Origin of the sequence: Streptomyces sp. WMMC940 (genome assembly GCF_027460265.1) — a bacterium.
Taxonomy (GTDB): Bacteria; Actinomycetota; Actinomycetes; order Streptomycetales; family Streptomycetaceae; genus Streptomyces.
The window spans coordinates 1,940,006-1,959,286 of record NZ_JAPZBC010000001.1 but is presented as its reverse complement, the minus strand read 5'-3'; the positions used below and the strand labels follow the sequence as shown (position 1 = coordinate 1,959,286).

Sequence of the window (19,281 nt, the reverse complement as noted above, 5' to 3'; positions counted from 1 at the left end):
CGCGTGCCTCATGGCGCTGGGATCCAGTGGGGAGGTCAGGGCATGGGGTGCGCCTGCCGTTGTCCGCTGTGTTCCTGTTCCGGATCGGGGTGGCCGGGGAGGCGCGCGTCGGTGGTGCGGGGCGGGGCCGAGGGAGTCTCCTCGGACTTCGGGTGCGGGCGCGGCCGGCGGCCTCGGTCGAGGATCGGGTCACGGCCCCGGTCGCGCTTCGGCTCGAAGAAGCCGTCGACGCTCGCCACGGCACGCACGCCGTCCCAGCGCGTTCCGGCGGCTTCGCCAAGGGTCGGCGGGGGTGAGCACCGGGCCGAGGAACGCCGGCGGGCCTTCCCGTCAGGGCAGGGCACGTGGATCACGGGGGTGCCGACCTCGGGGCCCCGGATGTCGGTGACGGTCGTCTCGGGACGCGGTGGTGCGGTGCTCATGGCAGTCGCTCGTCCTTTCGGTGTCACGGGCACGAGGGCGCGCCGAAGCACGCCTCGGCGGTGTGCGCCCAGGTGCGGGAGGTAGGGGAGAGGGCAGCGGAAGCGTGGCTCTCGGATCTTCCGGCGGGGCCCGATCGAGGGCCCGCCCCGCGGAGTCGGCCCGAGGACGTTCCTGCCGTGTGCGTTGTGACGAGTGTCGGGCCGGGAGATCAATGAGTCCAACACATGCTTGTCACGTGATGAATCGCGTATCACGATGGATCCGTGGAGCTCCAGCAAATGCGGTATGTGATCGCCGTGGCCGAGACGAACAGCTTCACGAGGGCTGCCCAGCGCTGCCTGGTCGTTCAGTCCGCGCTCAGCCATCAGATCGCACGCCTGGAGAAGGAACTGGGTGCGAGGCTCTTCGAACGCACCAGCCGCCGGGTCCGGTTGACCCCGGCGGGCGCTGCCTTCCTGCCCGCCGCCCGACAGTGCCTGGACGCGGCGGAGCGGGCCGCCGCCGAAGTCGCGGCGGCCGTCGGGGAGGTGCGCGGACGTCTCGCGGTGGGGCTGATCCCCACCGTCGCCGCCGTGGATGTTCCGAACGTCCTCAAGGACTTCCACCGGCGCCACCCGAGGGCCCGGATCAGTCTCAGTGTGGGAGCGAGCGACGAGCTCGTGGAGCGGGTGCGGCAGGGCGAGATCGAGGTGGCTTTCCTCGGTCTCCCGGTCACTGCCCACCCCAGGGGCGTCATGGCCCGGGAGCTGGCCCGGGAGCGCTTGGTCGCCGTGGTCTCCCCGGACCACCCGCTCGCCGGCGAGACCTCGGTCGACCTCCATCGGCTGTCCTCGGAGGCGTTCGTGGACCTCCCGGCGAAGACCGCCGGCCGGGCCCAGTCCGATCTGGCCTTCGCCGCCGCCGGACTCACCCGCGAGGTCGCCTTCGAGGTGACCAACGCGGACTACCTCGCCCGTCTGGTGGGCGCGGGCCTTGGCGTGGCCCTGCTCCCGCCCGCGTACGTCGCGGGCCTGACCGGGATGGCCACCATCGAGGTCACGGACGCCCCGGCCCGTGCCGAGTACGTGATCTGGGGCCGGGAGAGCCGCACCCCGGCGGCCGCAGCCTTCCTGGAGCTGCTGGGCGTCGAAGGGCGGTGAAAGGGAGCGCGGACCCGGTCCTGTTCCCCGTGGGAACCCGGTGATCGCTGCTGCGGCCCGATGCGTCAGGTTGCGCGCCGAACCGCCGGGCGTTTCCGCAGCTCAGAGAGAATCCGCAGCTCAGGAGTACTGTGAGGAGACCGCTGTGCGGGGGCTCCGGCGGTCCTCCTGTGGTAGTCCGTCAGCGATCCACCCGGCTGCCCCGCAGGACTGGTGAGGAGGCCGTCAATCGGGTAGATACGGACGAGTAGCACCGGTCGGTAATTCCGGTCCGGCCGCCCTCCGACAGCGGCGAGGTGAGTCCCTCATGTCCGCACCATCCACTCCGCAGGACGCCCCGAAGGTCACTGTGTCCCCCGAGGTCACAGGGGCACCAAAGGTCACCGAGCGTGAGGCACGCCAGGTCGCCGAGGCCGCGCGCGAGCAGAGCTGGCGCAAGCCCAGCTTCGCCAAGGAGCTGTTCCTCGGCCGTTTCCGGCTCGACCTGATCCACCCCCATCCGCTGCCGGCCTCCGAGGAGGTCCAGCGCGGCGAGGAGTTCCTCGCCAAACTGCGCGACTTCTGCGAGACGAAGATCGACGGCGCGCTCATCGAGCGCCAGGCCCGGATCCCCGACGAGGTGATCGAGGGCCTCAAGGAACTCGGCGCGCTCGGCATGAAGATCGACACCAAGTACGGCGGCCTCGGCCTCACCCAGGTGTACTACAACAAGGCCCTGGCCCTGGTCGGCTCCGTCAGCCCCGCTATCGGCGCGCTGCTGTCCGCGCATCAGTCGATCGGCGTACCGCAGCCGCTGAAGATCTTCGGCACCCAGGAGCAGAAGGAGACGTTCCTGCCGCGCCTGGCCCGCACCGACATCTCGGCGTTCCTGCTCACCGAGCCCGACGTCGGTTCCGACCCGGCGCGCCTGGCCACCACGGCCGTGCCCGACGGCGACGACTACGTGCTCGACGGCGTGAAACTGTGGACGACGAACGGTGTCGTCGCCGACCTCCTCGTCGTCATGGCCCGCGTCCCCAAGTCCGAAGGCCACAAGGGCGGCATCACCGCCTTCGTCGTCGAGGCGGGCGACGAGGGCATCACCGTCGAGAACCGCAACGCCTTCATGGGCCTGCGCGGCATCGAGAACGGCGTGACCCGCTTCCACCAGGTCCGGGTGCCCGCCGCGAACCGCATCGGCCCCGAGGGCGCCGGTCTGAAGATCGCCCTGACCACGCTGAACACCGGACGTCTGTCCCTGCCCGCGATGTGCGTCGGCGCCGGGAAGTGGTGCCTGAAGATCGCCCGCGAATGGTCCGCCGTCCGCGAGCAGTGGGGCAAGCCGGTCGCGAAGCACGAGGCCGTCGGCGCGAAGATCTCCTTCATCGCGGCGACCACCTTCGCCATGGAGGCCGTCGTCGACCTGGCGTCCCAGATGGCCGACGAGGACCGCAACGACATCCGCATCGAGGCCGCCCTCGCCAAGCTCTACGGCTCCGAGATGTCCTGGCTCATCGCCGACGAGCTCGTCCAGATCCGCGGCGGACGCGGCTTCGAGACCGCGGAGTCCCTCGCGGCCCGTGGCGAACGAGCCGTCCCCACCGAGCAGTTGCTGCGTGACCTGCGCATCAATCGCATCTTCGAGGGCTCCACCGAGATCATGCATCTGCTGATCGCGCGCGAGGCGGTGGACGCGCACCTCTCCGTGGCCGGCGACATCATCGACCCCGACAAGTCGCTCGGCGACAAGGCCAGGGCGGGCGCGGCGGCCACGGCGTTCTACGCCCGCTGGCTGCCCAGGCTGGTCGCGGGTCCGGGCCAGCTGCCCCGCTCGTACGCCGAGTTCCACCCGCGCGGGCACACGGACCTCTCCGCGCACCTGCGGTACGTGGAGCGCACCTCGCGCAAGCTCGCCCGCTCCACGTTCTACGCCATGTCCCGCTGGCAGGGCCGGATGGAGACCAAGCAGGGCTTCCTCGGCCGGATCGTCGACATCGGCGCGGAGCTGTTCGCGATGAGCGCCGCCTGCGTACGGGCCGAACTGCTGCGCAGGACCGGGGAGCACGGCCGGGAGGCGTACCGGCTGGCGGACGCCTTCTGCCGGCAGTCCCGCATCCGGGTCGAGGAGCTCTTCGGACGGCTGTGGACCAACACCGACGACGTCGACCGGTCCGTGGTCAAGGACGTCCTCGCCGGCTCCTACACCTGGCTCGAGGAGGGCGTCCTCGACCCGAGCGGCGACGGACCCTGGATCGCGGACGCGACCCCCGGCCCGTCGACGCGGGAGAACGTCCACCGCCCGTTCCGCTGACCGGCCGGGCCGCCGTGCGGCCGCCGCCGCGGGACCGCCGCCTCCGGGCGGCTCCCGCGGCGGCGGCGCGCAGGGGGACGCGCTGTCGGGGCCCGCGTCGGCAGCGGCCACAATGGGGGGATGAGCGACAGCCCAGCCCCACTCGCCGATCCGCACATCGCCTTCGACCCGTCCGAAGGCCGCCGGGACATCGTCGTCCTCGGCTCCACCGGGTCCATCGGCACGCAGGCCATCGACCTGGTCCTGCGCAACCCCGGCCGCTTCCGCGTCATCGCGCTCTCCGCCGCCGGCGGGCGGGTCGACCTGCTCGCCGAGCAGGCGCACCGGCTCGGGGTGCGGTCGGTCGCCGTCGCCCGCGAGAACGCCGTTCCCGAGCTCCGGGACGCCCTGCGGGCGCGGTACGGAACGGGCGAGCCGCTCCCCGAGATCCTGGCCGGGCCGGAGGCGGCGACCCACCTCGCCGCCTCCGAGTGCCACACCGTCCTCAACGGCATCACCGGATCCATCGGCCTCGCCCCCACCCTCGCCGCACTCGAAGCGGGCCGCACCCTCGCGCTGGCCAACAAGGAGTCGCTCATCGTCGGTGGCCCGCTGGTGAAGGCGCTCGCGAAGCCCGGCCAGATCATCCCCGTCGACTCCGAGCACGCCGCGCTGTTCCAGGCCCTCGCCGCCGGTACCCGCGCCGACGTCCGCAAGCTCGTCGTCACCGCCTCCGGCGGCCCCTTCCGCGGCCGCACCCGGGCCGAGCTCTCCCGGGTCACCCCCGAGGACGCCCTCGCCCATCCCACCTGGGCGATGGGGCCGGTGATCACGGTCAACAGCGCCACCCTGGTCAACAAGGGCCTGGAGGTCATCGAGGCGCACCTCCTCTACGACATCCCGTTCGAGCGCATCGAGGTCGTGGTCCACCCCCAGTCCTACGTTCACTCGATGGTGGAGTTCACGGACGGTTCCACGCTCGCCCAGGCCACGCCGCCGGACATGCGCGGCCCCATCGCCATCGGCATCGGCTGGCCGGAGCGGGTGCCGGACGCCGCGCCCGCCTTCGACTGGTCGACGGCCTCCACCTGGGAGTTCTTCCCGCTCGACGACGAGGCCTTCCCGTCCGTGGCACTCGCCCGGCAGGTCGGGGAGCAAGGCGGCACCGCCCCCGCGGTGTTCAACGCCGCTAACGAGGAGTGCGTGGACGCTTTCCTGGCGGGACGGCTGCCGTTCAACGGAATCATGGATACGGTCACTGCAGTCGTCGGCGAACACGGCACCCCCGGGAGGGGAACCTCGCTGACGGTCACGGACGTCCTGGAAGCGGAGACCTGGGCGCGCGCCCGCGCCCGGGAACTGGCCGCACAGACAGAGAAGGCGACAGCGGAGGCTCGCGCATGACGATTCTGTTGACGGTCCTCGGCATAGCGCTCTTCGCCGTCGGACTGCTCTTCTCCATCGCCTGGCACGAGCTCGGCCACCTCTCGACCGCCAAGCTCTTCGGTATCCGTGTGCCCCAGTACATGGTCGGCTTCGGCCCCACGATCTGGTCGCGCCACAAGGGGGAGACCGAGTACGGGATCAAGGCCATCCCGGCCGGCGGCTACATCCGCATGATCGGGATGTTCCCGCCCGGCCCGGACGGCCGGGTCGAGGCCCGCTCCACCTCTCCCTGGCGGGGCATGATCGAGGACGCCCGCACGGCGGCCTTCGAGGAGCTCAAGCCCGGCGACGAGACCCGGCTCTTCTACACGCGCAAGCCGTGGAAGCGCGTCATCGTGATGTTCGCGGGCCCCTTCATGAACCTGGTGCTCGCCGTGGCGATCTTCCTCGGCGTCTCGATGTCGTTCGGCTTCGCCACCCAGACCACCCAGGTCGCCGGTGTCCAGCAGTGCGTCATCCCGCAGAGCGAGGAGCGCAGCACCTGCAGGTCCACGGACCCCGAGTCCCCGGCCTCTGCCGCGGGACTGCTCAAGGACGACCGGATCGTCGCCTTCAACGGGGTGCCGGTCAGCGACTGGGGAGAGCTGTCCAGCCGCATCCGCGACACCATCGGCCCCGCCACCATCACCGTCGACCGCGGCGGTGAGGAGAAGGTCCTCCAGGCCACCCTGCTGAAGAACATGGTGGCCAAGAAGGACGCCGACGGTCAGGTCGTTCCCGGCGAGTTCGTGCCGGCCGGCTACCTCGGCTTCGCGGCGAGGACGGAGATCGTGCCGCAGACCTTCGGGCAGTCCCTGGACCGCATGGGCGACATGTTCGAGAACGGCGTCCAGGCGATCATCTCGCTCCCGGCCAAGGTGCCGGACCTGTGGGCGGCGGCCTTCAGCGACGGCGAGCGCAAGGACGACTCCCCGGTCGGGGTGGTCGGCGCGGCCCGGATCAGCGGCGAGGTGCTCAACCTCGACGCCCCCACCCAGAACATCGTCGCCACCTTCCTGATGCTGCTCGCCGGCTTCAACCTCTCGCTGTTCCTGTTCAACATGCTGCCGCTGCTGCCGCTGGACGGCGGGCACATCGCGGGAGCGCTCTGGGAATCCGTGCGCCGCAACCTCGCCCGGCTCTTCCGTCGGCCCGACCCCGGCCCCTTCGACGTGGCGAAGTTGATGCCCGTCGCCTACGTGGTCGCGGGGATCTTCATCTGCTTCACGCTGCTCGTGCTGGTGGCGGACATCGTGAACCCGGTGAAGATCTCCTAGGGAACGTGTTCGCCCGGGGGACACCGCCCGGACCCCGGGCGGAAACCGCGGCCGGACACCGTATGGCGTCCGGCCGCGTCCCTTCGGGTGGTTTGCCGCCGCGGTGTGCTGGGCTGCGGACCCGTGGCGTAATGTCGAAGGCTGGAGCCCGCCCTGTCGGGGCCTCGATCCACACCTTGGGGTTGCACAGCAGATGACCGCGATTTCTCTCGGGATGCCGTCCGTTCCGACCAAGCTCGCCGACCGGAGGATCAGCCGCAGGATCCAGGTCGGCTCGGTCGCCGTCGGTGGCGACGCCCCCGTGTCGGTGCAGTCGATGACGACGACACGGACCTCCGACATCGGTGCCACGCTGCAGCAGATCGCCGAGCTCACCGCGTCCGGCTGCCAGATCGTCCGCGTCGCGTGCCCCACGCAGGACGACGCCGACGCGCTCCCCACCATCGCCCGGAAGTCGCAGATCCCGGTGATCGCGGACATCCACTTCCAGCCGAAGTACGTCTTCGCGGCCATCGACGCGGGCTGTGCCGCGGTCCGCGTCAACCCCGGCAACATCAAGCAGTTCGACGACAAGGTCAAGGAGATCGCCAAGGCGGCCAGGGACGCCGGCACTCCCATCCGCATCGGGGTGAACGCGGGCTCGCTCGACCGGCGGCTGCTCCAGAAGTACGGCAAGGCCACCCCCGAGGCGCTCGTCGAGTCGGCGCTGTGGGAGGCCTCGCTCTTCGAGGAGCACGACTTCCGCGACATCAAGATCTCGGTCAAGCACAACGACCCGGTCGTCATGGTCAACGCCTACCGGCAGCTGGCCGCCCAGTGCGACTACCCGCTCCACCTCGGCGTGACGGAGGCCGGCCCGGCCTTCCAGGGCACCATCAAGTCCGCCGTCGCCTTCGGCGCGCTGCTCAGCGAGGGCATCGGCGACACCATCCGCGTGTCGCTGTCCGCACCCCCGGCCGAGGAGGTCAAGGTCGGCATCCAGATCCTGGAGTCGCTGAACCTGCGCCAGCGTCGGCTGGAGATCGTCTCCTGCCCGTCCTGCGGCCGGGCCCAGGTGGACGTCTACAAACTGGCCGACCAGGTCACCGCGGGCCTCGAGGGCATGGAGGTGCCCCTGCGCGTCGCCGTCATGGGCTGCGTCGTGAACGGCCCGGGCGAGGCACGTGAAGCCGATCTGGGTGTGGCCTCCGGCAACGGCAAGGGCCAGATCTTCGTCAAGGGCGAGGTGATCAAGACGGTGCCGGAGTCGAAGATCGTCGAGACCCTGATCGAGGAGGCGATGAAGATCGCCGAGCAGATGGAGAAGGACGGCGTTGCCTCCGGGGAGCCCGAGGTCTCCGTCAGCTGACCGACCGCCGCGAGGGCCGGTTCCGCGCAGGCGGCCCCGGCCCTTTCGCGTGAGGGGCCCGCTCCCGGGTATCCGGGTACAGTGCACAGACCGGCAGGCCGTACACCACCACGGATACGCGCAGGGGCCGGCCGACCGAGCGGCACCTGTCGTTGCCCGCAAGGAGTGATGGAGGGCCCTCTCGTGTTGACGCAGACGACCACCCGGGTCCTCGATCCCGACGATCTGGGGGCCGCACTCGCGGTCCTGGAGAGCGACCCGGTCGCCAACGCGTTCGTCACCGCCAGGGTCCAGGTCGCCGGACTCGACCCCTGGCGCCTCGGCGGCGAGATGTGGGGCTGGTACGCGGACGGACGGCTCCGCTCGCTCTGCTACTCGGGCGCCAATCTCGTCCCCATCTGCGCCACCCCCGAGGCCGTCCGCGCCTTCGCCGACCGCGCCCGCAGGACCGGCCGCCGCTGCTCGTCCATCGTGGGACCGGCCGCGACCACCTCCACGCTGTGGAAGCTCCTGGAGCCCGGCTGGGGCCCGGCCCGCGAAGTCCGCGCCCACCAGCCGCTCATGGTCACCGAGTCCCTGCCCCCGGACATCGAGCCCGACCCGCACGTGCGGCGCATCCGCAAGGACGAGATGGAGGTGATCATGCCCGCCTGTGTGGCCATGTTCACCGAGGAGGTCGGCGTCTCCCCGATGGCCGGCGACGGCGGACTGCTCTACCAGGCCCGGATCGCCGAACTCGTCGGCACGGGCCGCTCCTTCGCCCGGATCGACGACGGCAAAGTCGTCTTCAAGGCCGAGATCGGCGCCGCCACCCCGCTGGCGTGCCAGATCCAGGGCGTCTGGGTCGCCCCCGAGTACCGCGGACGCGGCCTGTCAGAGACCGGGATGGCGGCCGTGATCCGCTACGCCCTCGCCGACGTCGCACCGGTCGTCAGCCTGTACGTGAACGACTACAACACCGCTGCGCGCGCGGCGTACCGACGGGTGGGATTCCGCGAGGTCGGTGCGTTCATGAGCGTGCTGTTCTGAGCGGCCGGCGGAGAAGTAGGGTTCCCGCATGGAACACGATGTCGAGGTCGCGCCGGTCAACCTCGCCGCACGCGTGGACGACGCCCTCTCCGTGCAGGCCCTCGCCTTCGGCCTCACCGCGGAAGAGATCGGTATCCGCCGCCACATCGTGCTCCGGCATCTGCTCTGCCCCGGGGCCCACGCCCTCGGCGCGACGACCCCCACGGGCCGGCTGGTGGGGTTCGTGTACGGGATGCCGAACGACCGCACCCACTGGTGGTCCACGGTCGTGGAGCCGTATCTGCGCAGCAACGGCTCCGACGACTGGCTGGACGACTCGTTCGTGATCACCGAGCTCCATGTCCACCCCGCCTACCAGGGGCGGGGCATCGGCCGCCGGCTGATCACCACCATCACCGACGACGCCGCCCAGCCCCGCTCCATCCTGTCCGCGATCGACACGGAGAGCCCGGCACGCGGCCTGTACCGCGCCCTCGGCTACCAGGACCTGGCGCGCCAGGTCCTCTTCCCCAGCGCCCCGAAGCCGTACGCGGTGATGGGGGCCCCGCTGCCACTGGTGCGCGGCGCCTGAGGGCCGCACCGCACGCACGCGCGACGGGCGTACGGAACGGAACTGATTTCCGCCCGCCCGCACCGCCCGGCTAACCTCCTGGACATCACCCTTTCTTGTACGCACTTGTACGCAGGAGACAATCCATGGCAGCCCAGGTCCAGCGCATGTCCCGTCTGATGGTCAAGACACTGCGCGACGATCCTGCGGACGCCGAGACGCTCAGCCACAAGCTGCTGGTCCGCGCCGGCTACGTCCGCCGGAACGCGGCGGGTATCTGGAGCTGGCTGCCCCTCGGCATGCGCGTCCTGGAGAACGTCGCCCGGGTCGTCCGCGAGGAGATGGACGCCATCGGCGCCCAGGAGGTGCTGCTGCCCGCGCTGCTGCCCAAGGAGCCGTACGAGGCGACCGGGCGCTGGGAGGAGTACGGCGCCGAGCTGTTCCGCCTCCAGGACCGCAAGGGCGCGGACTACCTGCTCGGGCCCACCCACGAGGAGATCTTCACCCTGCTGGTGAAGGACCAGTGCACCTCGTACAAGGACCTCCCGGTCATCCTGTACCAGATCCAGACGAAGTACCGCGACGAGGCCCGTCCGCGCTCCGGCATCCTGCGCGGCCGCGAGTTCCAGATGAAGGACTCGTACTCCTTCGACACCACCGACGAGGGCCTGGCGGAGTCGTACCGGCTGCACCGCGAGGCCTACATCAAGATCTTCCAGCGCCTCGGTCTGGAGCACCGCATCGTCTCCGCGGTCTCCGGCGCGATGGGCGGCTCCGCTTCCGAGGAGTTCCTCGCCCCGGCCGCCGCCGGTGAGGACACCTTCGTCCACTGCCCCTCCTGCGACTACGCGGCGAACACCGAGGCCGTCACCTTCGGCCTGAAGCCGGTCACCGGCGAGCACGGCCCCGTCGAGGAGCTGGACACCCCGGACACCCCGACCATCGAGACGCTCGCCGAACACCTCGGCGTGCCCGCCTCCGCCACGCTCAAGAACCTCCTCGTGAAGGTCGACGGCGAGATCGTCGCCGTCGGCGTGCCCGGTGACCGCGAGGTCGACCTCGGCAAGCTCACGGACCACCTGGCCCCGGCGACCGTCGAGCTGGTCACCGCCGAGGACTTCGTCGGCCGGCCCGACCTGGTGCGCGGATACGTCGGTCCGCAGGGCCTGGAGAAGGTCCGCTGCATCGCCGACCCGCGCGTCGCCCCGGGCACCGCCTGGATCACCGGCGCCAACAAGCAGGACAAGCACGCGCGGAACGTCGTCGCGGGCCGGGACTTCGAGGTCGACGACTACCTGGACGTGGTCGTCGTCGAGGACGGCGACCCGTGCCCCTCCTGCGGCACCGGACTGAAGCTCGACCGCGCCATCGAGATCGGCCACATCTTCCAGCTGGGCCGCAAGTACACGGACGCCTTCCAGCTCGACGTCCTGGGCCAGAACGGCAAGCCGGTCCGCGTGACCATGGGGTCCTACGGCATCGGCGTCTCCCGCGCCGTGGCCGCCCTCGCCGAGCAGCACGCCGACGAGCAGGGCCTGTGCTGGCCCGGCGAGATCGCCCCGGCGGACGTCCACGTCGTCGCCGCCGGCAAGGCGCTGCAGACCGAGCTCGCACTCGACGTGGCCGGGAAGCTCGGCGCGGCGGGCCTGCGGGTGCTCGTGGACGACCGGGCCGGTGTCTCACCGGGCGTGAAGTTCACCGACGCGGAGCTGATCGGCGTTCCGAAGATCCTGGTGGCGGGCCGCCGCTCCGGCGAGGGCGTCCTGGAGCTGAAGGACCGCCGCACGGGCGAGCGAGAGGAGCTGACGGTCGAGGAGGCCGTCGCGCGCCTCACCGACTGACGCGACGGCGCTCGCGCCGACGACGAGGCCGAGGGCCGGGCCGGTTCGCACCGGCACGGCCACTGGTCCCGTCCGTCGGTGTGCCCCGCGTCCCCGGCGTGGGCGGCGGCGGTCGCCGGTCCCGCCAGTCGCGCGCCGGTCGTTCACAGCCAGCCGGCGAACTCCAGCGACAGCTCGCCCTCGGCGTGCCGCCCCTCGGCGATCGCCCGCGTGCCCGACTCCACCGCGCGGAACAGCGTCCAGCCGCGCAGGCGGTCCCGGTCGACGTCCAGCGAGTCCGCGAGCCGGTTCACCCGGCGGCGGGCGGCGGAAGCGCCGGCGGCCGCGGCGATCAGGTCCTCCACCCGGTCCCTGGCCAGTCGCGCCAGGTCGTACGCCCGCTCGCCGACCAACGGCTCCGGCCCGACCGCCAGCCAGGGCGTGCGGTCGCCCGCGAGCACCTTGCTCTGGCGGAAGTTCCCGTGCAGCAGCAGCGACTCGGGGGGGTGCGCGAGCAGTTCCTCACGCGCGGCCAGCGCCTCGTCCACCAGCGCCTGCGGTGCGGTGGCGGCGCGTTCCGACAGCGCGGACACCTGACGGGCCGTGCGCTCGGCCACCGTCTCGAAGCCGTGGCCGGACGGCGGCTCCACCCACAGCCGGCGCACCGTGCCCGCGGCCTCGAGCAGCGCCTTGGCCTCCGGGAGCGAGCGCACGGACACCTCGGGATGCAGCCGCTCCAGCAGCAGCGCGCCCCCGGAACCGCCCAGCAGCCGCACCGCGCCGAATCCGTTCCAGTGCGCGAGCGCCGCCCGCTCCAGCTCCGGCGCCGCGAGCGACGGCACGAGCTTGAGGGCAGCGGGCGTGCCGTCCCGCCGGCGCACGAGGACGACCAGACTGCTCCGGCCGCCGGGCACCATCACCCGCTCGATCTCCAGACCGTCGCGGGCGGCGGTCTCCTCGACGAGCTTCGGCAGCTGCCCGGTCCATTCGGTGTCGCCGAGCGCCCGCACCAGACGCCGGGGCGGTTCGAAACCCATGCGTGCGTTGTTCCCTTTCACTGCGCCGCGGCTCGTTCGGCAAGCCCGGGAAAGGCTACGCCGCCACCGCGCCACCGCGCCGACCGCACCGCCGCCTCGCGCAGCGCGGCCGCGGCGTCGTGGCGCAGTGGGCCCCGGGCGGCCCGCACCAGGTCGGAGTAGACGCCGGCGACCCGGTCCTCCAGGACAGCGGCAAGCCGCACCGCGGCCGCCGTGTCGGGTACCGCGAAGGGCAGTGCGTAGGCGGCCTGAGCGGCGAGGGGCTTCCCGCCGAGATCACGGACCGTGCGCTCCAGGGCGTCCCGGCGGGCCCGGTGCGCGTCGTACGCCGCCACGGCCTCGGCCCGGCGCGCCTCGCCGACCCGGCCGCCGACCACGCCGTAGCCGTAGACGGCTGCGTGTTCGGCCGCGAGGGCGGCCTGCGCCGCGGCCAGCGCGTCGCTCATCAACGGGACCCTTCCGTCAGCAGATAGGCATGGACCGCACCGGCCGCGGCGACCGAGGCCAGCAGTCGTGCGTACTCCGGCGGGGCGCCGCTCAGCGCGGCGGTGTGCCCGTCGGCGGTGGTCCGCTCGGCCGCGGCGAGCTCGCGCACGGCCGCCCCGGCGTCGGCGGGCGCCGGGGGCGCCGGGGGGCTCGCCGTGGAGGACGGGCCGGGCCGTGCGGGACCGGACGCGGACGGTGCGGGGGAGGAAGGCGACGCGGGGCGGGACACCGAAGGGTCCGGCGAGGTCCCGGGCAGCGGCCGTGACCCGGTGGGCGCGAGCGCCTCGACATGCCGTACGACCTCGGCCCGCAGCGGTGCCAGCCGGGCCGCCAGCGCCGGATGCGCCGTCAGCACCGCGTCGTACCGCGGCAGCAGGGCGCCGCTCAGTTCGGCGCTGCGTCGGCGCAGCGCGGTCTCCGCCGACTCGCTCCGGGGCGTGGCGCTCCGCGCGCCGGGTTCGTCCGTCGTACACCCGGTCAGCACCGCGGCGGCGGCCGCCCCGGTGGCCAAGAGGGCACGTCTGCGCGTCGTTCCCGTGCGCTCCACCTGGTCTCTCCTCGGGCCCTGGCACGCATTCACCCGATCGGGTGGACGACGCCTTGATGTGATCACCGCAGGCGAGCGTACCTGCGGGTCTTCGGTGGGTGGACGGCAACACCCCCCGCGACCGGATACCCTTTGTGCTGACACACGACGAAACCCACAACAGCACACGCGGCCGAGGAGTCACCCGGATGAGCACCACCCAGAGCGAGAGGCTGCGCGGACTGCTCGAACCGCTCGTCAGCGCCGCGGACCTGGATCTGGAAGAGATCGAACTGTCCCGGGCCGGCCGCCGCCGTGTGCTCCGCGTCGTCGTGGATTCGGAGGAAGGCGTCGATCTCGACGCCTGTGCCGAGCTCAGCCGTGTCATCTCCGACAGGCTCGACGAGAGCGACGCCATGGGCGAGGGCGAGTACCAGCTCGAAGTGACCTCCCCCGGGGCGGAGCGCCCTCTCAGCGAACACCGCCACTACGTGCGCGCCAAGGGCCGGCTCGCCCGGTTCCAGCTGACCACCCCGGACGGGAAGCCGGGCGAGGAGCTGGTCGCGCGGATCCTCGACGTCGACGACGAGGGTCTCGACCTGGAGGTGCCGGGGGTGAAGGGGCGCAAGCCCACCGCACGCAGACTCGCCTTCGACGAGATCGCGAAGGCGCGTGTCGAGCTCGAGTTCAACCGCAAGGACAAGAACGGCATTCAGAAAGAAGAGGAGGCGTAGCCGTGGACATCGACGTGAAGCTCCTGAGGGGCTTGGCACAGGAGAAGGAGATTGCCTTCGACCTGCTGGTCGACGCCATCGAGTCGGCCCTCCTCATCGCGTACCACCGTACCGAGGGCAGCCGCCGGCACGCCCGGGTCGAGCTGAACCGGCAGACCGGGCACGTGACGGTGTGGGCGAAGGAGGACCCGTCGGAACTCGACGAGGGCCAGGAGCCCCGAGAGTTCGACGACACCCCCCACGACTTCGGCAGGATCGCGGCGTCCACCGCCCGCCAGGTCATCCAGCAGCGGCTGCGCGACGCCGAGAACGACGTCACCTTCGGCGAGTACGCCCGCCGTGAGGGCGACATCGTGGCCGGCCAGGTCCAGCAGGGCAAGGACCCCAAGAACGTGCTGGTGAAGCTGGACGACAAGCTGGAGGCCATCCTGCCGGTGCAGGAACAGGTGCCGGGCGAGGACTACTCGCACGGCCTGCGGCTGCGCACCTACGTCGTACGGGTGGCGAAGGGAGTGCGTGGCCCGTCCGTCACCCTGTCGAGGACCCACCCCAATCTGGTGAAAAAGCTCTTCGCGCTCGAGGTGCCGGAGATCGCCGACGGCTCGGTCGAGATCGCGGCCATCGCCCGTGAGGCCGGCCACCGGACCAAGATCGCCGTGCGGTCCACCCGCAGCGGCCTGAACGCCAAGGGCGCGTGCATCGGCCCGATGGGCGGCCGGGTGCGCAATGTCATGGCCGAGCTGCACGGGGAGAAGATCGACATCGTGGACTGGTCGGACGACCCGGCGGAGATGGTCGCGAACGCGCTGTCCCCGGCCCGGGTGTCCAAGGTCGAGATCGTCGATCTCGGCGCCAGGTCCGCGCGGGTGACGGTGCCCGACTACCAGCTGTCACTGGCCATCGGCAAGGAGGGGCAGAACGCCCGCCTCGCCGCACGGCTCACCGGCTGGCGGATCGACATCCGGCCGGACACCGAGCAGCCCGCCGAGCAGGGCTGAACCGGCCACCGGACGGCCCGGCGAGCAGGTCCGGACCGGGCGAGCGGGGCGGAGCGCGGGTCGTGCTCCGTCACCGGCCCGGGGTGCCCGGGAATGGATCCGGGCGCAGACTCGTTCCGTGACAGCGGGATCGCCGAGAGTTTTGAGCCATCAACTGTTCGATTCTTGCCCCAAAGGGGTGAGGTCGGTGCGGGGAGGTAGACTTGGACGTGTCTGGTCGGACGCATGTCCGCGCATGCCCTGAGCGAACCTGCGTGGGGTGCCGGGAGCGGGCGGCCAAGCGCGATCTGTTGCGCATCGTGGCGGTCGAGGGCGTATGCGTCCCCGATCATCGCGGTACGCTGCCCGGCCGGGGTGCTTATCTGCACCCCGCCTCGGTCTGTCTCGACCTGGCGGTCCGCCGCCGGGCGTTCCCGAGGGCCCTCAGGGCCCAGGGGCCGCTCGACACCGCGGACGTCCGCCGGGAAATCGAGGAGACGGCGGCGCAGGCAGCACCGTAAGAAGAAAGAGCAGCACCGCACGGATCCCCGTGCGGTCAGGTACCTCGCGAGTCGGAAGTAGGTCGAGATTGCGATGAGCACTCGATGAGTACGCGATGAGTACGCCCATGAAGTAGCGACGGTCCGGCGGTAACCCGGACCTAAAAGGAGCGAAGTGGCTAAGGTCCGGGTATACGAACTCGCCAAGGAGTTCGGCGTGGAGAGCAAGGTCGTCATGGCCAAGCTCCAAGAACTCGGTGAATTCGTCCGTTCGGCGTCGTCGACGATCGAGGCGCCGGTTGTACGCAAACTGACTGATGCTTTCCAGCAGGGTTCCGGGGCTGCCCCCGCGAAGCGCTCTGCCGGAAAGCCCGCGGCGCCGCGCAAGTCCGCGCCCTCCCCCGCAGCGGCAAGCCGCGCGGGTGGCGCCCCCACGCCCGCCGCGCCCTCCCCGGCGCAGGCGGCGCGTCCCGCAGCCCCCAAGCCCGGCGCACCGGCCCCCAAGCCCGGCGCACCGGCCCCCAAGCCGGCCGCCGCCGAGGCTCCCAAGAGTGCTCCCGCGGCCCCGACCCCCGGCCCGCGGCCGACCCCGGGCCCCAAGCCCGCGGCGGCCCCGAAGCCGGCTCCGGCCGCTCCGGCCGCGCCGGAGTTCACCGCGCCCCCGGCCGCCCCGGCTGCCGGTCCCCGGCCCGGTGCCACTCCCGGCCCGCGTCCGGCCGCCCGTCCCGGCCAGGGCCAGGGCGGCGGTTCCCGTCCCAGTGCCCCGCGCTCCGGTGGCGAGCGCCAGGCCCCGCGTCCCGGTGCCCGTCCCGCGGGCCCGCGTCCGGGCAACAACCCCTTCACCTCCGGTGGCTCGACCGGTATGGCGCGCCCGCAGGCGCCCCGTCCGGGCGGTGCTCCGCGGCCCGGCGGTCAGGGCGCCCCCGGTGGCCCGCGTCCGCAGGGCGCCGGCCAGGGCGGTCCCCGTCCGCAGGCTCCCGGTGGTTCCCGTCCCACCCCGGGTGGCATGCCGCGTCCGCAGGCTCCGCGCGGAGCCGGCGGCCCCGGCGGCGGCCCCGGTGGCAACCGTCCCAACCCGGGCATGATGCCGCAGCGGCCCGCCGCCGGCCCGCGTCCCGGTCCCGGCGGCCGTGGCCCCGGTGGTCCCGGCGGCCGTCCCGGTGGCGGCGGCGGTGCGGGACGTCCCGGCTTCGCCGGTCGTCCCGGTGGTGGCGGTGGCGGCGGCGGTCGTCCCGGTGGCGGCGGCGGCTTCGGCGGCCCGCGTCCCGGTGGCGGCGGTGGCGGCTTCGGTGGCGGCGGCGGTCGTCCCGGCTTCGGCGGACGTCCGGGTGGCCCCGGCGGCCGCGGTGGCACGCAGGGAGCCTTCGGCCGTCCCGGCGGTCCGGCCCGTCGCGGCCGCAAGTCGAAGCGGCAGAGGCGCCAGGAGTACGAGGCCATGCAGGCCCCGTCGGTCGGCGGTGTGATGCTGCCCCGCGGCAACGGCGAGACCGTCCGTCTGTCGCGCGGTGCCTCCCTCACCGACTTCGCGGAGAAGATCAACGCCAACCCGGCGTCGCTCGTCGCCGTGATGATGAACCTCGGCGAGATGGTCACGGCCACGCAGTCCGTCTCCGACGAGACCCTCCAGATCCTCGCCGGCGAGATGAACTACACGGTTCAGATCGTCAGCCCGGAGGAGGAGGACCGCGAGCTGCTCGAGTCCTTCGACATCGAGTTCGGCGAGGACGAGGGCGGCGAGGAGTTCCTGGTCGCGCGTCCGCCGGTGGTGACCGTGATGGGTCACGTCGACCACGGCAAGACCCGACTGCTGGACGCCATCCGCAAGACGAACGTCGTCGCGGGCGAGGCCGGCGGTATCACGCAGCACATCGGTGCGTACCAGGTCTCCACCGAGGTCAACGAGGAAGAGCGTCGCATCACCTTCATCGACACCCCGGGACACGAGGCGTTCACCGCCATGCGTGCCCGCGGTGCGAAGTCGACCGACATCGCGATCCTCGTGGTGGCGGCCAACGACGGTGTGATGCCCCAGACGATCGAGGCGCTGAACCACGCCAAGGCGGCCGACGTGCCGATCGTGGTCGCGGTCAACAAGATCGACGTCGAGGGCGCGGACCCGACGAAGGTGCGCGGTCAGCTGACCGAGTACGGACTGGTGGCCGAGGAGTACGGCGGCGACACCATGTTCGTCGACATCTCCGCCAAGCAGGGTCTGAACATCGAGAACCTGCTGGAGGCCGTGGTCCTGACGGCGGACGCCGCCCTGGACCTGCGGGCCAACCCGGAGCAGGACGCGCAGGGCATCGCGATCGAGTCCCACCTCGACCGCGGCCGCGGTGCCGTCTCGACCGTCCTGGTCCAGCGCGGCACCCTGCGCATCGGCGACACGATGGTCGTCGGCGACGCGTACGGCCGTGTCCGCGCGATGCTCGACGACAAGGGCAACAACGTGGAGGAGGCGACCCCGTCGACTCCCGTCCTCGTCCTGGGTCTCACCAACGTCCCGGGCGCCGGCGACAACTTCCTGGTCGTCGACGAGGACCGTACGGCCCGTCAGATCGCCGAGAAGCGTGCCGCCCGTGAGCGCAACGCCGCGTTCGCCAAGCGCACCCGCCGGGTGTCCCTCGAGGACCTCGACAAGGTGCTCAAGGCGGGCGAGGTCCAGCAGCTCAACCTCATCATCAAGGGCGACGCTTCCGGTTCGGTCGAGGCCCTCGAGTCCTCGCTGCTCCAGCTGGACGTCGGCGAAGAGGTCGACATCCGCGTGCTGCACCGCGGTGTCGGTGCGGTCACCGAGTCGGACATCGACCTGGCGACCGGCTCCGACGCCATCGTGATCGGCTTCAACGTGCGCGCCGCCGGGCGTGCCACGCAGATGGCCGAGCGCGAGGGCGTGGACGTCCGCTACTACTCGGTCATCTACCAGGCGATCGAGGAGATCGAGGCGGCCCTCAAGGGCATGCTCAAGCCGGAGTACGAAGAGGTCGAGCTCGGCACGGCGGAGATCCGCGAGGTCTTCCGCTCGTCCAAGCTGGGCAACATCGCGGGTGTCCTCATCCGCTCCGGCGAGGTCCGGCGCAACACCAAGGCGCGCCTCATCCGCGACGGCAAGGTCGTCGCGGAGAACCTCAACATCGAGGGTCTGCGTCGCTTCAAGGACGACGTCACCGAGATCCGCGAAGGCTTCGAGGGCGGTATCAACCTCGGAAACTTCAACGACATCAAGGTCGACGACGTCATCGCGACGTACGAGATGCGCGAGAAGCCCCGCGGCTGACACAGCGCGGGCTGACACGCACACCGGTGCTCGGGGCCGGTCGGCGGGAGGTAATCCCGTCGATCGGCCCCGGCCGTGCGTGTACGGTTCTTGATGTACCTGCCAAGAGCGGGCAGGGCACAGACCGAACCCGTACCGGCGGGACATCCGGACATACATGTTTGTGGGGACGCTGTCCTTCGACCTGCTCCTCGGCGACGTTCGTTCGTTGAAGGAGAAACGCTCCGTCGTCCGCCCGATCGTGGCCGAGCTCCAGCGCAAGTACGCGGTGGCCGTGGCCGAGGTGGGCGGACAGAACCTGCACCGCAGGGCCGAGATCGGCCTCGCGGCGGTGTCCGGTGACCCGGGACACCTCACAGACGTACTGGACCGGTGCGAGCGCCTTGTCGCCGCCCGGCCCGAAGTGGAGCTGCTGTCGGTGCGACGGCGGCTGCACGGCGACGATGATTGAGACTGCACCGTCC

At 71.7% G+C, this 19,281-nt stretch carries 17 protein-coding genes; 13 read left to right on the top strand and 4 right to left on the bottom strand.

The features are described 5' to 3' along the window. Positions 1-35: 35 nt before the first annotated feature. A complete protein-coding gene (locus O7595_RS08495; RefSeq protein WP_269728119.1) occupies positions 36-422 on the bottom strand; it encodes a mycothiol-dependent nitroreductase Rv2466c family protein in 387 nt (128 codons plus the stop codon). Positions 423-686: 264 nt separating this feature from the next. Here O7595_RS08495 and O7595_RS08490 point away from each other — a divergent pair, with 264 nt between their 5' ends. The 8 genes from O7595_RS08490 (at position 687) to O7595_RS08455 (ending at position 11,301) form a co-directional block, all read left to right on the top strand. After that, positions 687-1,562: a LysR family transcriptional regulator gene (locus O7595_RS08490; protein WP_269728118.1), complete on the top strand. Its 876-nt coding sequence runs from the start codon at positions 687-689 to the stop codon at positions 1,560-1,562. 307 nt (positions 1,563-1,869) lie between these two features. Next, complete coding sequence (locus O7595_RS08485) at positions 1,870-3,852, top strand: acyl-CoA dehydrogenase family protein (protein ID WP_269728117.1); 1,983 nt, start codon at positions 1,870-1,872, stop codon at positions 3,850-3,852. A gap of 120 nt (positions 3,853-3,972) precedes the next feature. Continuing rightward, positions 3,973-5,235, top strand: coding sequence for a 1-deoxy-D-xylulose-5-phosphate reductoisomerase (gene dxr / locus O7595_RS08480; protein WP_269728116.1), 1,263 nt, complete (start codon positions 3,973-3,975; stop codon positions 5,233-5,235). Continuing rightward, a complete protein-coding gene (locus tag O7595_RS08475; protein WP_269728115.1) occupies positions 5,232-6,533 on the top strand; it encodes a M50 family metallopeptidase in 1,302 nt (433 codons plus the stop codon). Before dxr ends, O7595_RS08475 begins: the two co-directional genes overlap by 4 nt. Before the next feature lie 193 nt (positions 6,534-6,726). Continuing rightward, the gene (gene ispG / locus O7595_RS08470; protein ID WP_269728114.1) at positions 6,727-7,881 is read left to right on the top strand and encodes a flavodoxin-dependent (E)-4-hydroxy-3-methylbut-2-enyl-diphosphate synthase; all 1,155 of its coding nucleotides are present in this window, start codon (positions 6,727-6,729) and stop codon (positions 7,879-7,881) included. A gap of 183 nt (positions 7,882-8,064) precedes the next feature. After that, positions 8,065-8,910, top strand: a complete 846-nt coding sequence (locus tag O7595_RS08465) for a GNAT family N-acetyltransferase (protein WP_269728113.1) — start codon at positions 8,065-8,067, stop codon at positions 8,908-8,910. Positions 8,911-8,938: 28 nt separating this feature from the next. Then, on the top strand, positions 8,939-9,481 hold the full coding sequence (locus O7595_RS08460) for a GNAT family N-acetyltransferase (protein WP_269728112.1): 543 nt from the start codon (positions 8,939-8,941) through the stop codon (positions 9,479-9,481). Between the two features lie 125 nt (positions 9,482-9,606). Continuing rightward, positions 9,607-11,301 (top strand): proline--tRNA ligase, encoded by a 1,695-nt coding sequence (locus O7595_RS08455; RefSeq protein WP_269728111.1) that lies wholly within the window; start codon positions 9,607-9,609, stop codon positions 11,299-11,301. A gap of 143 nt (positions 11,302-11,444) precedes the next feature. Here O7595_RS08455 and O7595_RS08450 read toward each other — a convergent pair whose 3' ends face one another. The 3 genes from O7595_RS08450 to O7595_RS08440 are packed head-to-tail and all read right to left on the bottom strand — an operon-like array spanning position 11,445 to position 13,350. Then, positions 11,445-12,317, bottom strand: a complete 873-nt coding sequence (locus O7595_RS08450) for an aminoglycoside phosphotransferase family protein (protein WP_269728110.1) — start codon at positions 12,315-12,317, stop codon at positions 11,445-11,447. A gap of 17 nt (positions 12,318-12,334) precedes the next feature. Next, positions 12,335-12,763: a DUF4439 domain-containing protein gene (locus tag O7595_RS08445; RefSeq protein ID WP_269728109.1), complete on the bottom strand. Its 429-nt coding sequence runs from the start codon at positions 12,761-12,763 to the stop codon at positions 12,335-12,337. Further along, complete coding sequence (locus tag O7595_RS08440; protein ID WP_269728108.1) at positions 12,763-13,350, bottom strand: hypothetical protein; 588 nt, start codon at positions 13,348-13,350, stop codon at positions 12,763-12,765. The genes O7595_RS08445 and O7595_RS08440 overlap by 1 nt, the downstream gene beginning before the upstream one ends. A 188-nt stretch (positions 13,351-13,538) precedes the next feature. Between O7595_RS08440 and rimP the strand changes: the two genes are divergently transcribed. The 5 genes from rimP to O7595_RS08415 all read left to right on the top strand — a co-directional run bounded on the left by rimP (position 13,539) and on the right by O7595_RS08415 (position 19,268). Beyond that, positions 13,539-14,063, top strand: a complete 525-nt coding sequence (gene rimP / locus O7595_RS08435; protein WP_269728107.1) for a ribosome maturation factor RimP — start codon at positions 13,539-13,541, stop codon at positions 14,061-14,063. Positions 14,064-14,065: 2 nt separating this feature from the next. Then, positions 14,066-15,061, top strand: coding sequence for a transcription termination factor NusA (nusA, locus tag O7595_RS08430; protein ID WP_269728106.1), 996 nt, complete (start codon positions 14,066-14,068; stop codon positions 15,059-15,061). Positions 15,062-15,270: 209 nt separating this feature from the next. Continuing rightward, positions 15,271-15,561, top strand: a complete 291-nt coding sequence (locus tag O7595_RS08425; RefSeq protein WP_269728105.1) for a YlxR family protein — start codon at positions 15,271-15,273, stop codon at positions 15,559-15,561. A gap of 154 nt (positions 15,562-15,715) precedes the next feature. Further along, a complete protein-coding gene (gene infB / locus O7595_RS08420; RefSeq protein ID WP_269728104.1) occupies positions 15,716-18,817 on the top strand; it encodes a translation initiation factor IF-2 in 3,102 nt (1,033 codons plus the stop codon). Positions 18,818-18,974: 157 nt separating this feature from the next. Then, complete coding sequence (locus O7595_RS08415; protein ID WP_138052797.1) at positions 18,975-19,268, top strand: DUF503 domain-containing protein; 294 nt, start codon at positions 18,975-18,977, stop codon at positions 19,266-19,268. Positions 19,269-19,281 lie beyond the last annotated feature (13 nt).

Bases quoted from the DNA above. Each gene is read 5' to 3' on its own strand.
- O7595_RS08475 (WP_269728115.1), top strand. From the start codon at position 5,232: ATGACGATTCTGTTGACGGTCCTCGGCATAGCGCTCTTCGCCGTCGGA.
- O7595_RS08445 (WP_269728109.1), bottom strand. From the start codon at position 12,763: ATGAGCGACGCGCTGGCCGCGGCGCAGGCCGCCCTCGCGGCCGAACAC.
- O7595_RS08450 (WP_269728110.1), bottom strand. From the start codon at position 12,317: ATGGGTTTCGAACCGCCCCGGCGTCTGGTGCGGGCGCTCGGCGACACC.
- O7595_RS08415 (WP_138052797.1), top strand. From the start codon at position 18,975: ATGTTTGTGGGGACGCTGTCCTTCGACCTGCTCCTCGGCGACGTTCGT.
- O7595_RS08460 (WP_269728112.1), top strand. From the start codon at position 8,939: ATGGAACACGATGTCGAGGTCGCGCCGGTCAACCTCGCCGCACGCGTG.
- dxr (WP_269728116.1), top strand. From the start codon at position 3,973: ATGAGCGACAGCCCAGCCCCACTCGCCGATCCGCACATCGCCTTCGAC.
- rimP (WP_269728107.1), top strand. From the start codon at position 13,539: ATGAGCACCACCCAGAGCGAGAGGCTGCGCGGACTGCTCGAACCGCTC.
- ispG (WP_269728114.1), top strand. From the start codon at position 6,727: ATGACCGCGATTTCTCTCGGGATGCCGTCCGTTCCGACCAAGCTCGCC.
- O7595_RS08485 (WP_269728117.1), top strand. From the start codon at position 1,870: ATGTCCGCACCATCCACTCCGCAGGACGCCCCGAAGGTCACTGTGTCC.
- O7595_RS08455 (WP_269728111.1), top strand. From the start codon at position 9,607: ATGGCAGCCCAGGTCCAGCGCATGTCCCGTCTGATGGTCAAGACACTG.
- O7595_RS08495 (WP_269728119.1), bottom strand. From the start codon at position 422: ATGAGCACCGCACCACCGCGTCCCGAGACGACCGTCACCGACATCCGG.